The organism is Myroides sp. WP-1, assembly GCF_014145635.1.
Classification (GTDB): domain Bacteria; phylum Bacteroidota; class Bacteroidia; order Flavobacteriales; family Flavobacteriaceae; genus Flavobacterium.
In genome coordinates, this window is record NZ_JACHTC010000023.1 from 1 (window position 1) to 14005 (window position 14005).

Genomic DNA, 14005 nt, shown 5'->3' on the forward strand with positions numbered 1-14005 from the left:
GATTAAGTGGATTGAAAATAAACTCAATAATCGACCTCGTAAAAGACTTGGATACCTCACGCCAAACGAAAAATTTAAACAAATTATTAATCAGAATTCTGTTGCATTTGCAAGTTGAATTCAGCACTTAATACGCCTAACAACAAGACAATTACTCCAAGTTTACTTCCTAGTTTTCGCGATTTTGTATCCATAATGATCACTTTATTAGTTCATTTTTGTCTATCAAATATAAAGGACAAAAATGTCCTTTATATTGATATTTATCAGTTTATGACTGAAATACAACATTTTATTTTTTTAATTCACGAAGAAAGATGGGAGAGTAGAGGTCGCAATGAGAGCAGCTTCTAAAGGGTAAAAAAAAAGACTACTTCATGAGGTAGTCTAAATTTATGAATAAAACAATACGCGTTGCGGGTATTGTTGTTTTTTTAAATTGTAAAGTTTTGATCAATTTGTTTCAAAATAATTTCTGCTAACAATTTTTTTGCACGCATAATTTTAATTTTGACATTGTTAAGGGGTTCGTTGAGAATACTTGCAATTTCGTTATAAGACAATTCCTGAAAAAAACGCAACTCAATTACTTCTTGATAGTGGGGTTTTAAAAGGCGAATGTAGTTTTTAAAAATTTCGAGGTTTTGCTCTCGAATTAATTCGTCTTCTATTGTATCGGAATCATCAATGATATTATTGTATTGTTGATTCTCATCTGTGATGTCCACAAAATGCACGTTTTTTCTTTTGCGAATTAAATCAATATGCACATTTTTGGCAATGGTAATCAACCACGTGTTAAAAGCGTATTTGTTGTCATAAGATTCAATACTGCTAAACGCTTTAGAGAACGTTTCAATGGTGATATCTTCTGCGTCCGTTTCATTTCCAGCTTGCTTTAGAATGAAATGATAAACTTCAGACCAATACTGGTTTAATAGAGAAGTAAAAGCAGATTGATCACCTCTTTTAGCTGCTTCTATATTTTGATTTGTTGCACTTGTTTTCAAATTTTCTTACGTGTGATGAAATGTTTAAACGCAAAATAATGACCAGATAGTATATGGATTATTTCAAAAAAAGGAAATATCCAAATCAAATCTTTTTCATTGAAGTTTTTTAACAATTTTGCAAAGTAGAAGGTAGTAATTATATATCGAATTACCACTATTCCTACCACAAATTCCCATTGATATAAATGAAGTAAAAGGATTAGAAGGACAACGTATAGGGCCAAAACACTAAAGTGATAAAAACGCACTTTCATTTGGTTGAAAATACCTAGGCGTTTGAGTAATAAACCGTATTTTTTCTGTGTTTGAAAAGCACTGTTCCAAGAAGATTTTTCGTCTAATGTGTTCATGCTTTCAGCGGCAATGGTAATAGCCGTATTTGATTTTGTAGCGATTTGTCTGATAAACTCTTGTTCTTCTCCCTGAACGACTTTCATTTCTTTGATGAATCCATTAACCTTGTAAAACAGACTCTTAGTATAGGCTTGATTATAGCTGTTCCCGTAAAGGGGTTTACCCATTTCGATCCACACAAAATTGTGTAGTGATCTTAGGAAATATTGAAATCTCGCATATTTATTGCTCCAACTTTTTTTCTTTTTAGCTAGCGAAGTGTGCGCTAAAACTACTTGTTTTTTAGCAGAGAAATGAGCCGTCATACTGGCAATCCAAAACGGGGAGTTGGGAAGTATTTTGGGTTCCGTAAATAAAAGATGTTCAAAAGACGTGATTTTGATACCCAAGGTTAAGGCATACTTTTTATTACCCCAAAAAGCTTCGTTGTTTTCTACGTTGACTAATCGGGCAAATTTGTGTTGTGCTACAAATTGTTCAAGTATCTCTAAACTTTCGTCTTCTGAAGCGTTGTTAACTAAAATAAGTTCGAAACTGGTATACTCTTGTGTGAGCATGGCGTCGAGGAAAGCAGGAAGTTCTGCTTCATTATCTTTGATATACACAACAACAGATACAGGAATATTCTGTTGTGTTGGCCTGTTTTTTAAGGCACCATTAAAGGCAATATTGCTGTATAAAACAACGTAATAAAGCACGTGAAACAGTAAAATACCAATCAGTATGTAAAATAAGATGGTTAGCATGGTGTGTATACAATTTTATCGAGGAGCAAAGGTACCAATAATCACTTTTTTGTGCAATACCTCTAAAAGATATTGACTTCCGCTTCTAAGTGAATATTAAAAATGTTAAAAACTTCATTTTGAATGCTTTCGGAAAGTTTTTTGATTTCGATGCCTTGAGCCTTACCGTAATTAACCAAGACAAGTGCTTGCTTACTATGCACTCCAGCATCTCCAATTCGATAACCTTTGTACCCAATAGTTTCAATTAACCAACCTGCAGGGATTTTGGTGAATTGTTCGTCTATAGGGTAGGCCGGAATTGTCGGATACTTCACGCGTAAGCTCTCATACAATTCATTGCTGATAATCGGATTTTTAAAGAAACTTCCACTATTTCCCAATTCTGCTGGGTTAGGTAACTTACTACTTCGAATCGCTATGACAGCTTCACTAACATCTTGAATTGTTGGAGTTGTAATCCCCCTCTTTTCCAATTCGCCGTTGATTACGCCATAGTTGGTATGTAAGTGGTGATTTTTCTTTGTTAATTTGTATGTCGCTGAAAGAATAATGTACTGATCTTTGGCTTCTTTTTTGAAAATACTCTCCCTATAGTCAAATTGGCACTGGGCATTGGTAAATTCTTCAATTTTTAATGTTTTTATATTCAAAGCTTTACAGCAAACCATCGTGTCTTTTATTTCCACCCCATAAGCACCGATATTTTGAATAGGAGTCGTACCAACATGGCCTGGAATCAACGATAAATTCTCCAGACCTCCGTAGTCTCTTGCTAAGGTCCATTGTACAAAGTCATGCCATACTTCACTTGCATTGGCTTCAATCCAAACGAAATCGTCATTTTCTTCAACTATTTCTATACCTTTGATATTGAGCTTAATGACTAGATCTTCAATGTCTTGGGTTAGCAGCATATTACTTCCTCCACTTAGAATAAAATATTCTTGTCCAGGTGTAGATTGAATAATTGTCGTTAATTCAGTAAGGGTGTTCGCTTGAACAAAGCGCTTAGCTTGTACATCAAGGCCAAAAGTATTGTAGGGTTTTAGAGAGACATTTTCTTGAATCATAGCGTATTCTTGTATCAGTTTGTTTTTATTCTACGGTAAAGATTTTGAAATCTTGGTTGATCGAATTGAGTAAAGCTTCTGTTCGATCTAAATGGGTATCTGTAATAAACATTTGCCCAAAGGTATCTAAGTTAACTAGCTCTAAAATTTGACGTACACGAAGCTCGTCTAATTTGTCGAAAATATCGTCAAACAATAAAATAGGCGCGATGCCATGTTGCTTTTTCAAAAATTCAAATTGAGCGAGTTTTAAGGCGATCAAAAAAGACTTTTGTTGTCCTTGGGAACCAAATTTTTTAATAGGACTTCCCTTGAGTAAAAAAATCAAATCGTCTTTGTGAATTCCCACAGAAGTGTATTGCAAAGCACGATCTCTTTGTATGTTTTGAATAAATAATTCACCCATACTATGATGTTCTAATTGCGATTCGTAAACCAAATTAACATCGTCTTTGTTTCCTGTGATCAATTGATGATAGTGATTGAAAATCGGAATAAACTCTCGTAAAAAATCACGGCGAATTTCATAGATTGGTTGTGCAATCGATGCAATTTGCTCGTTGTAAATTTCTAGCGTATCTCGGTCAAAATAGTTATTGGTTACAAAGCTTTTCAACAGCGCATTGCGTTGTGTAATCAATTTTTGATGCTGAATAAGCAATTGCAAATAATTGCTATTCATTTGAGAAATCACGCTATCTAAAAATTTGCGTCTTGTTTCACTTCCTTCAATGATCAGATCACTATCCGATGGAGAAATAATAACCAAGGGAATAAAACCAAAGTGATCCGAAAAGCGCTCGTAATTTTTATTGTTGCGTTTGAGTATTTTTTTTTGTCCTTTTTTTAGACTACATAAAATCTGCTCGCGTTGTCCATTTTTTTCAAATGTACCATCGATGACAAAAAAATCTGCTCCGTGTTTGATGTTTTGAACGGCAATCGGATTAAAATAACTACGACCATAGGCAATATAGTAGATCGAATCCAATATATTGGTCTTGCCAACGCCATTTAATCCAATAAAACAGTTTATTTTAGCATTAAATTCAAAAGATTTATCTTCAATATTTTTAAAATTTAGAAGATCTATTTTTTTTAAATACACGGGAATATAGGTATTTTTAACGAGTGAGTGATTGTATTGTCTAATTTGGTTGCAAATTATCAAAAATATTAATAGTAAGCACTTTTATATTACAATAAAAATCATATTTTTGCCTTTCATTAAACTTTTTATACATGGCAACTTATAATAAAAGAGGTTATAAAGCTCCTAAACCGCAAGACGAAACGGTAGATAACGAATTTGATCAGTATAGTTCAGTTGATACTTCTAACAGTACTACGGCAGAGGTATTTAATTCCTTAGATCAAGGAGCAAATAAAATGGAAGGTTGGGTAGCGAGAAATCAAAAAGCAATTTTTGGTATCGTTGGAGCAATCGCTTTGGTTACTATTGGTTATGTTGGATATAATAAGTTTGTAGTTGAGCCTAAAAATGAAGAAGCAGCAAATGAGATGTTTCAAGCTCAAGCATACTACACTGACGCTTTCAAAAATGAAGCGGACAAACAAAATCTATTTAACTTAGCTTTAAATGGAGGAGAAGGTAAATTAGGATTCTTGGGAATCATCGATAACTATAAAGGTACATCGTCTGCTAATTTAGCGCACTACTATGCAGGAACAACTTACCTAAACCAAGGAGAGTTCAAAAAAGCAATTGAGCAATTAGAACAATATAAATTGGGTTCTGACATCATGATCGGGTCATTGGCATTAGGTGCTATCGGAGATGCTTTCTCTGAATTAGGACAACATGCAGATGCTTTTGATTACTACAAAAAAGCAGCAGAACACAATAAAAATGATTTCAGTACACCTAGATTTTTATACAAAGCGGGTATTTCGGCTTTAGAAGATGGGAAGAAAGCGGAAGCATTGAAAATGTTTAATGAGGTTAAGAACAACTATTCAACAGCTATGGAAGCGACATTAGTTGAGTCTTTAATCGGTCTTGCTCAATAATATGGCAACAGCGAATAAAAACTTATCGGCTTACGATAAAACAAAATTACCTTCAGCTACAGAGATGAAAGTTGGAATAGTAGTTTCTAATTGGAATGATACTATTACAGAAGGCTTATTCGAAGGAGCGAAGAAAACACTTGTAGATTGTGGACTCCAAGAAGAGGGACTGATCCGTTGGGATGTGCCAGGAAGCTTTGAATTAGTTTTCGGTGCAAAACGAATGATTGAGCGCTTTGAAGATTTAGACGCCGTGATTGTGATCGGATGTGTAATCAAAGGAGAAACGATGCACTTTGAATTTGTATGTGAAGGTGTTACACACGGAATAAAAGACTTGAATTTAATAGCAGATATTCCAGTTATCTTCTGTGTACTCACAGATAACACGCTAGAGCAATCACTGGCTCGAAGCGGTGGTGATATGGGAAATAAAGGGGTTGAGGCCGCGGTCACTGCTCTGAAAATGATTGCTTTAAATCGTTTATAATAAAACAAAGATAAGCCTGTGTAAAAGCAGGCTTTTTTTTATCATGCTTAGGCAATAAGTGAAAAAATAGTTAAGGAAGTAATTCCCCTATTTATTTCTTTAAATTTGTAAGCATAGAGTTAAAAGTTTTAATCAAAAAAAATCTTCATTTTTTAAATGTCTAATATTATTCGATTATTACCAGATCACGTAGCCAATCAAATTGCCGCAGGAGAAGTGGTTCAACGACCTGCTTCTGTTGTGAAAGAATTGATAGAAAACGCTGTCGATGCTGAAGCAACCGAAATTAAATTGGTGCTAAAGGACGCTGGGAAAACCTTAATTCAAGTAATCGATAATGGTAAAGGAATGAATGAAACAGATGCTAGAATGGCTTTCGAACGCCATGCTACATCTAAAATATCCAAAGCGGAAGATTTATTTGCTTTGCATACGAAAGGTTTTAGAGGAGAAGCCCTCGCATCTATTGCGGCTATTGCACATGTAGATTTAAAAACCTGTCTTCGAGATAGCGAATTAGGTACTCACCTAATCATGGAAGGATCTAAAGTAATCACACAAGAAGTTGCAGTAACTCCTCCAGGGACAGTTTTTTCTGTAAAAAACCTATTTTTTAATATTCCTGCACGTCGAAATTTCCTTAAATCAGACAATGTTGAATTTCGCAATATTGTAGATGAATTTGAACGAATTACATTAGTGCATCCTGATATTAGTTTTACGCTTATTCACAATGGAAGTGAAGTGTTTAATTTACCAAGCTCTAATTTGCGTCAGCGTATTGTCAATGTGTTTGGTGCTAAAACAAATGAGAAACTTGTTCCCATTGAAGAAATTACGGAAATTGTAACGATTCGTGGTTTTATAGGTAAACCTGAATTTGCTAAGAAAAGTAGGGGCGAACAGTTTTTCTTTGTCAACGATCGATTCATTCGCAGTGGATATTTGCACCATTCCGTTTTAGCTGCCTATGAAGGATTGCTAAAGGATGGAACACATCCCACTTACTTTATCTATCTCACCGTGCCAACGAATTCAATTGATATTAATATCCATCCTACTAAGACGGAAATTAAATTCGATGATGAACAAGCACTGTACAGTATCTTGCGATCGTCGATTAAGCACAGTTTAGGGCAATTTAACGTCGCACCTGTGCTCGATTTTCATCGCGATGAAGGATTAGATGTTCCGTATGAATTTAAAGACAGAGAAGCAGAAACACCCTTGATCGAGATTGATACACACTATAATCCCTTTACCAATGAAGGAATAAATCCAACAGAAGAAGTTTACAATCCGTTTAAGCAAACACCAAGTAGTTTAACTGGTGGTGAACGTTCTGATTTTGTAGACCGAGGATTTAACCCTTTTGAAGAGAGTTCTTTTTTGCGAAAAGATACTCCAGAAGTGGAAGAAGAAGAAGAGGAGGAAAAGGAAGATATCTTTGAAAGTAAATTGACAACAGCGAAGTCAACCATTGATTTTTCATCCTTTAAACAAGAAGGAAGAAAAGCCGATGAAGCCGTTTTCTTTGCAAGTAAATCCAATAAAACAGAAATTAAGAAATCGTCAGCCAACGAGGTTGGTGCATGGCAAGAAGTTTTTGAAGGATTGAAAGGAAAGGGAAGTTCGCTTGATGTCAGCGGAATTACATTTGAAGAAGAAGAGGTTACTGGAAGTTTGTTCGACGAAAGTACAGAAACAACGTTGGCCTCTCGTACGTTTCAAATTCAGCGAAAATACATCGTCAGTCCGATTAAATCAGGGATGGTAATTATCAACCAAGGAAGAGCACATCAGCGTATTTTATATGAGAAGTTTATTGGAAATATAACCAAGTCCAATGCTGTTTCGCAACAGTTGCTTTTTCCATTGACCTTATACTACGCGCCTTATGAAGTCGTTTTATTAAAAGAAATACGCGCTTCTTTAAAGCAAATGGGATTTGATTTCGAAGATATGGGCGAAGATCACGTTATTTTATCAGGATTACCTGTTAACGTAGCAGAAAGTGAAGCGCAAATTGTATTAGATGATTTAATCATGAGCTTTCAGGAGGGAATTCCAGAAACAAATTACATCCAAACAGAACGCATAGCCAAAACACTGGCACAAAGTTTGGCTGTAAAATCGGGAACCATTTTAAATGAAACCGAACAAGAAGATATTGTTAATTCTTTATTTGGATGTAAAGAACCCAACATATCACCATTTATGAAACCTACTTTTATAACCATGAAAGTAGAAGATATTGAACGAAAATTTATACTGTAATGAGACTAACAGAAGGAGTAAAACAGTTATTGATTATAAACATCCTTTTATTCGTAGGAAGCATGCTAGTACCTGCTACTTATGATTATTTGGCGATGTACTATTTTGAGAATGCTAAATTTCAATTTTGGCAACCGTTGACTTATATGTTTATGCATGGTGGATATATGCATATCTTTTTCAATATGTTTGCGCTATTCTCATTTGGAACCACATTAGAAACAATTTTTGGAACAAAGCGTTTATACGCTCTTTTTCTAATTTCAGGATTAGGAGCAGCCTTGTTACATATGGGAGTAAATTATTATTCTGTAGCCCAAGGTGTCAATCAACTTGTAGCAGCGGGTTATCAAGAAATGGAAATTTATAACCTGTTGAAAAGTGGAATGTACAACACTGGATGGGAGTCCGTTTTAGGTTCTAGAGATTTGAGTGCGATGATTACTGCTTTTAATACGCCAGTTGTCGGGGCTTCAGGAGCCGTTTACGGGTTTTTAGTAGCCTTTGCGTATATGTTCCCTAATGCGGAATTGATGATGATGTTTATTCCTGTACCAATTAAAGCCAAGTATTTTGTACCTGGTATTTTAGCTATTGACTTAATTGGTGGATTAACAGGAGGGTTTAGTATTTTTGGTGGAGGAACAGGTATTGCTCACTTTGCACACGTAGGTGGTGCATTAACGGGTTTCTTACTTGTGCGTTACTGGAAGAAAAATCAGTTCAACCAAAATCGTTGGGATTTGTAAAATGAAAGCAATAGAGGATTTAAAGCGCAAGATCAATTTAAGCGATAAGGTACAACTACTTATTATCGTTAATATTGTTGTCTTTGTCTTGCTATATGGACTATCAATTCTCGCAACAGCTGTGTATCACAGCATTTTTCCCTATGTGGCTTTTGTAGCTAATGGGGTAGAGTCACTTACGCGTTTTTGGACGTTTATTTCCTATTCTTTTGTACATGCAAATATTTGGCATCTACTGCTGAATATGATTATGCTCTTTTTTGTGAGTAATCTCTTCTTTACTTTTTTTACCACGAGGCAATTCTTGTTTGTCTATTTTGTTGGTGCACTTGGAGGAAGTTTACTGTACTATTTATCATCTTTCTTTTTCTCGATGGGATACGGCTTAGTAGGTGCTTCAGCTGCGGTTATGGCTCCTTTAATCGCTGTAGCTAGTTTTGCACCCAAAATGGAAGTGCGCCTAGCTTTAATCGGAAGAATAAAAATGATCTATATCGCCGCGGTGATTATTGTAATTGATCTTTTTCAACTCTCATCAAGTAACGTTGGTGGACATTTAGCGCATTTAGGTGGTGCTTTAGTAGGCTTTGGTTACATTGCTTTGTTGAAGAATGGCGTGGACTTAGCCAAACACAAAAAGAAGAGCGCTAAAAATAAAACAACATTTAAAAAGGTTTATGTCAATAAACAGGTAGATAAAAACGTTAATAGAGAAGAATCTGCACAAAAACAAATCGATGCTATCTTGGATAAGATTAGTAAGTCAGGTTATGAGAGTTTAAATAAGGAAGAAAAAGAATTCCTTTTTCGTCAAGGAAATAAGTAAGAAATGAAAAAGCTATCTTGGTTTAATAGAGTTGTGTTTTTCTTTAATGTTCTGGTTGCTATCGGAACATTATTGGGCTATCTATTGCCTTTTTTAGCGCCCAAGTTATTTCCATTTCTTTCCGTGTTTACCCTGATGCTTCCTTCGTTGCTATTATTGAATTTTTTCTTCTTAGTGTATTGGAGTGTTCAGGTGAAAAAGCAAGTGATCTTATCTGCGTTAATCTTGCTTTTAGGTGTTACTTTCATTACTAAATTCTATAAAATCACAGGAAAAAATGAACCTACGGCATCCGATGATATCGTATTGATGACCTACAATGTTCGCTTATTCAACCTTTTTAAATGGATTCCCGATGAATTTGTTCCGCAAAAGATCAAAGAATTCGTAGACTTACAAGATCCTGATATTCTGTGTTTACAAGAATACTCAAAAAGTGCAGCCTTAGATTTTAAACAATATCCGTATAAATACGTCGTTTCACATGGTGATAAAATCATGACAGGACAGGCGATTTATTCCAAACATCGCATTATCGATAAAGGAGAAATAAATCTTCCCAATTCAAATAACAATGTGATTTTTGCCGATGTTCTCATTCAATCTGATACAATTCGCGTATACAGTATTCACTTACAATCCATTAGTATTAGTCCGGATATTCACGAGAAGTTGGATGAAGAAAAATCAAAGCGCATTTTTAAGCGTATTTCTACTGCTTTTAAAGAACAACAATTACAATCTGAGTTGATTCAATCGCATATGAAAGACGCTACTCACCGCAAAGTAATTTGCGGCGATATGAATAATAGCGCCTTTTCTTATGTGTATAGTAATATTAAAGGCGATTTAAAAGATGCCTTTATAGAAGCAGGAAGTGGGTTCGGAAAAAGCTATGATTTTCCTTATTATCCTATGCGTATTGACTATGTTTTTGTCGATCCTAGCATTCAAGTTAAATCGTTTAAAACGTATAGTGATTTTCAAAATTCAGATCACTTTCCTATTGTAACTCGCTTGTCATTAACAGACCGATAATTACTGTTTTTTGGATAAGGTGAGGGCCAAAAGCAACGCAATTCCCGAAAATAAAAGCAGTACATAACCTAAATCAGGTAGCAAACTACTAATATATAAACCCAAGCCAATAAGTAAATAGTAGAGAAGTCCAAACAGAGCTCCTGCCGAACCAATGGACGTTTTATACTGAACAAGGGCTTGACTTAAAATATTGGGAATAGCTATACCAAAAGCCGCAACAATCAATAGAACAGGAACTAAAAACCACATTGAATCCAAGAGTAATACAGTAATACCCGCTTGGATAAAGGCCAACACGGCAGAACCTAAAATGAGTCTATTACTTGAAATTCCTCGCTTAATGCAACTTTTGTTAAAGTAACTACCTACAAATGACCCCAACGCCAATACGATTCCACTATACCCATAAATGGAAGCATCATATCCGTGCGATTCAAAGATGAAAGGCGCAAAGGAATAGTAGCTAAACAACATTACATTATAACTCATTACTAATAGTGCAAAGCGCCAAATACTGCGATCTGTATATATTTTTTTAGCGAGTTGAAGCAATATCCTCAGGGTAATTTTATCTTGGGTTTGTTTGGTTTCAGGTAATTGGTAGTATGCTTTTACAACCAAAAATAAGGCGAGTAACGCCAGTAAAGCAAAAACGCCAACGTGTTCAAATGTCGAAACTGTAATTCCCCCTAGTAACAATCCTATGACAGGGCTGATCGATAAAGCAATTCCCATAATAGAAAAAACTTTGTTGAGCTCCACGCCCGTATATACATCTCGCATCATGGTTTGGGTAATGACAGATCCCACAGCAATACCAAAAGCAGCAAGAACTCTAGCTCCAAGCACAATTTCAAAAGTAGGAGCGACCAACGCGATGACTGATGCAACCATATACGTTGTTAACCCCCATATCATTGCTTTTCTTCTTCCTATGTAATCACTTTGGATTCCCCACCAAATAACACCTAAAGCAAAAGCTATAAAATAAGTGCTAATTGTGAGTAACGCTTTTGTTTCACTAACTTGATAATGTTGTGTAATACTAGGTAGAGCTGGGCTATAAATGGTCTCGACAAACTGCGGAAACATCATTAAAAGAACCATAAAGCTCAATTGTACTTTTGTTTTCATTTCTTTTTTTATTTCTCCTGCAAAATTCTGATCAATTCCTGTTATCTTTATAACAGTATAAAAACAAAAAATATCAAAAAACGGACAAATGGCGTATCTGAGTAAAGAACAAGAATTGAATTTAGAAGCAATCCATCAAGAAGTTATTGGTTTAGCATCTGATTTAGTACAGCATGATTCTGGATATCACAGTCATGAAAAGCACGCTCAAATACTTTATGCCCCTAGTGGATGTATGACATTACTCACGCGAAATCGCCAGGTGATCTTACCTCCACAAAAGTTATTGTATATACCCGCAGGACTTGAGCATCGGGTAACGTTTCGCAATGTTGTTGCCTATCGATCAATTTACTTAGCTGTAGATCAACCGCAATTAGAGGGGATAAACTTGCAAGTGCGAGGAGTATCTCCTCTGTTTGCAGAAATTATCGAACGTATTTGTTGGTGGGAATGGACTGGAATACACACTGTACAACAGCAGCATATTTTACGTGTGTTTTGGGACGAATTCCAAGAAGCGAAAGAAGAATCTTATGCTTTGGAGATTCCCGCCGACTATCGCCTGCAATCGTTTATGAATGCTTATATGATAGAAAAAAAGGTTCCTCCTTTTTTAAATGAACTCGCTCATTATGTAGGAGCAAGTGAAAAAACAATTACCCGTATATTTAAAAGAGAAACCAAAATGACCTATCAAGCCTGGCGTCAACAATGGAGATTGTATCGCGCCATTGAACTCCTAGCAGAAAGCGAAACTATTTCGGAAGTTAGCGCCCAATTAGAATTTTCTTCAGACAGCGCTTTTATTGAATTTTTTAAAAATCATACAGGAACAACACCCGCTAAATATTTTTTGTAAACACCATCTCATCGACTCACCATCTCATCGACTCACCACCTATTTTACCGAAAACTTTCTAGAAAACATATACACTAAACTCAATACAATGATTGCGGTACTTACATACATGATTACCGGAATATGTTCGATGTGATCTTTGTAATACCAACCAGCGGCAAAAGCACCTCCACCAATTCCTGCTTCTAAAGCGATATACATAGTTGAAACAGCTCTTCCACGTTGATCAGGTGAACTAAAGTCGATTGTCCAAGCATTCAACGCTGGCGATAAGATTCCCAAGGATATACCATACATAAAGGCCCCCATGTACAAGCCGTTCACTGTTTGAAAAAAGGCGATAATCAAAAGAGAGATGATAAGTAAAACTAACCCAATATTGATAATCAAGACACGTCCATATTGATCCGATACCTTACCTGCAAAAAAGCGCACCAATAGCGAAGAAATGGTAAAGATCATAAAGAAAACCCCTTTATTTTCAATACCAAGATGTCCTGTCCAATCGGGAATTAATGTAAGGATAACTCCATAGGCAATATAGGAAAGAAACGTCACTAAAGCAGCTGGTAGTACATTAAAGTCAAACAGATCTTTGCGGGAAATTTTGAAGAGAGAAATAGAAAACTTTTCTTTTACCTTTAATGTTTCCTTCATATTGAGTAAAATGAGGATAGATAATAAAGCAAATAAAGCAGAAGTATAGAATAAAAAATTAATGGAGGTATAAATCTTAATCGTACTTCCAATAGCTGGGCCAATAGCCATTCCTGTGCTAAAACAAATACCGTGTAAGCCCAAGGCTTCTCCCCAGCGTTCTTTCGGAACAATATCTGCTACATAAGCCGCTGTTGCTGTCGGTTTAAAACCAGTTGAAAATCCGTGTAACAAGCGCAGGAATAAAAAGCCCGATACAGTGGTTAAAATAGGATATAGCAAGCTGCAAATAAAACAAACAATAGAACCAATAGCCATGATTGGTACACGTCCGATCTTATCGGTTAACTTACCACTAAAAGGTCTTGAAATCCCTGCTGTAATAGTAAACAAGCCAATGATTAATCCCTTATATTCTGCTCCACCTAAACTCGATAAATAATCAGGTAACTCAGGAATTAGCATATTGAAACTAGCAGAGAATAACAGCGAACTTAAACAAACCAACATAAATTGAAGGTTGTATATCGGATGTTCGGATCGGGAGAATAATGACATAGTTGTAGTAAATTGCAGCAAATTTATTGGAATAAATCGGGGTGGGCAATTTTTTGTTGTTGAGATGATGAGGTGTTGAGGTGTTGAAATCGGAACGCAGTGTAGATTCATCGAACACTAAAACCAATATAAACTAGGTGAGATAGATGTTGAGATGTTGAGATGTTGAAATCGGAACGCAGTGTAAATCGAAA

General features: G+C 35.6%; 13 protein-coding genes and 1 pseudogene. 8 read left to right on the forward strand and 6 right to left on the reverse strand.

Going from position 1 to position 14005, the window contains the following annotated elements; translation table 11 throughout:
• Positions 1 to 118 (forward strand): annotated as a pseudogene (locus H4K33_RS14830) (IS30 family transposase); the annotation flags it as partial.
• Between the two features lie 316 nt (positions 119 to 434).
• Here the strand turns inward: H4K33_RS14830 and H4K33_RS14835 are convergent.
• From H4K33_RS14835 to H4K33_RS14850, 4 genes are all read right to left on the reverse strand, one after another.
• Positions 435 to 1010 carry an RNA polymerase sigma factor gene (locus H4K33_RS14835; protein ID WP_182650374.1) on the reverse strand — a complete coding sequence of 192 codons (576 nt, stop codon included), beginning with the start codon at positions 1008 to 1010 and terminating at the stop codon, positions 435 to 437.
• Positions 1007 to 2113, reverse strand: coding sequence for a glycosyltransferase (locus tag H4K33_RS14840; RefSeq protein WP_182650376.1), 1107 nt, complete (start codon positions 2111 to 2113; stop codon positions 1007 to 1009). The genes H4K33_RS14835 and H4K33_RS14840 overlap by 4 nt, the downstream gene beginning before the upstream one ends.
• A 62-nt stretch (positions 2114 to 2175) precedes the next feature.
• On the reverse strand, positions 2176 to 3186 hold the full coding sequence (gene murB / locus H4K33_RS14845) for a UDP-N-acetylmuramate dehydrogenase (protein ID WP_182650378.1): 1011 nt from the start codon (positions 3184 to 3186) through the stop codon (positions 2176 to 2178).
• 25 nt (positions 3187 to 3211) lie between these two features.
• Positions 3212 to 4294: a DNA replication and repair protein RecF gene (locus H4K33_RS14850; protein WP_182650381.1), complete on the reverse strand. Its 1083-nt coding sequence runs from the start codon at positions 4292 to 4294 to the stop codon at positions 3212 to 3214.
• Between the two features lie 134 nt (positions 4295 to 4428).
• Between H4K33_RS14850 and H4K33_RS14855 the strand changes: the two genes are divergently transcribed.
• The 6 genes from H4K33_RS14855 to H4K33_RS14880 all read left to right on the forward strand — a co-directional run bounded on the left by H4K33_RS14855 (position 4429) and on the right by H4K33_RS14880 (position 10597).
• Positions 4429 to 5217: a tetratricopeptide repeat protein gene (locus tag H4K33_RS14855; RefSeq protein WP_182650383.1), complete on the forward strand. Its 789-nt coding sequence runs from the start codon at positions 4429 to 4431 to the stop codon at positions 5215 to 5217.
• A 1-nt stretch (position 5218) separates the two neighbouring features.
• Positions 5219 to 5707 carry a 6,7-dimethyl-8-ribityllumazine synthase gene (ribH, locus tag H4K33_RS14860; RefSeq protein ID WP_182650385.1) on the forward strand — a complete coding sequence of 163 codons (489 nt, stop codon included), beginning with the start codon at positions 5219 to 5221 and terminating at the stop codon, positions 5705 to 5707.
• Between the two features lie 156 nt (positions 5708 to 5863).
• Entirely contained in the window at positions 5864 to 7984 is a 2121-nt protein-coding gene (gene mutL / locus H4K33_RS14865; RefSeq protein WP_182650387.1) for a DNA mismatch repair endonuclease MutL, read from the forward strand.
• Positions 7984 to 8733: a rhomboid family intramembrane serine protease gene (locus H4K33_RS14870; protein WP_182650389.1), complete on the forward strand. Its 750-nt coding sequence runs from the start codon at positions 7984 to 7986 to the stop codon at positions 8731 to 8733. Before mutL ends, H4K33_RS14870 begins: the two co-directional genes overlap by 1 nt.
• Position 8734: 1 nt before the next feature.
• The gene (locus H4K33_RS14875; protein WP_182650391.1) at positions 8735 to 9559 is read left to right on the forward strand and encodes a rhomboid family intramembrane serine protease; all 825 of its coding nucleotides are present in this window, start codon (positions 8735 to 8737) and stop codon (positions 9557 to 9559) included.
• A 3-nt stretch (positions 9560 to 9562) separates the two neighbouring features.
• Entirely contained in the window at positions 9563 to 10597 is a 1035-nt protein-coding gene (locus H4K33_RS14880; protein ID WP_182650393.1) for an endonuclease/exonuclease/phosphatase family protein, read from the forward strand.
• Here H4K33_RS14880 and H4K33_RS14885 read toward each other — a convergent pair whose 3' ends face one another.
• The gene (locus H4K33_RS14885; RefSeq protein ID WP_182650395.1) at positions 10598 to 11734 is read right to left on the reverse strand and encodes an MFS transporter; all 1137 of its coding nucleotides are present in this window, start codon (positions 11732 to 11734) and stop codon (positions 10598 to 10600) included.
• An 88-nt stretch (positions 11735 to 11822) separates the two neighbouring features.
• Here H4K33_RS14885 and H4K33_RS14890 point away from each other — a divergent pair, with 88 nt between their 5' ends.
• The gene (locus H4K33_RS14890; protein ID WP_182650397.1) at positions 11823 to 12596 is read left to right on the forward strand and encodes a helix-turn-helix transcriptional regulator; all 774 of its coding nucleotides are present in this window, start codon (positions 11823 to 11825) and stop codon (positions 12594 to 12596) included.
• A gap of 39 nt (positions 12597 to 12635) precedes the next feature.
• On the opposite strand, the gene H4K33_RS14895 is transcribed toward H4K33_RS14890, so the two are convergent.
• A complete protein-coding gene (locus H4K33_RS14895; protein WP_182650399.1) occupies positions 12636 to 13811 on the reverse strand; it encodes an MFS transporter in 1176 nt (391 codons plus the stop codon).
• Positions 13812 to 14005: the final 194 nt, after the last annotated feature.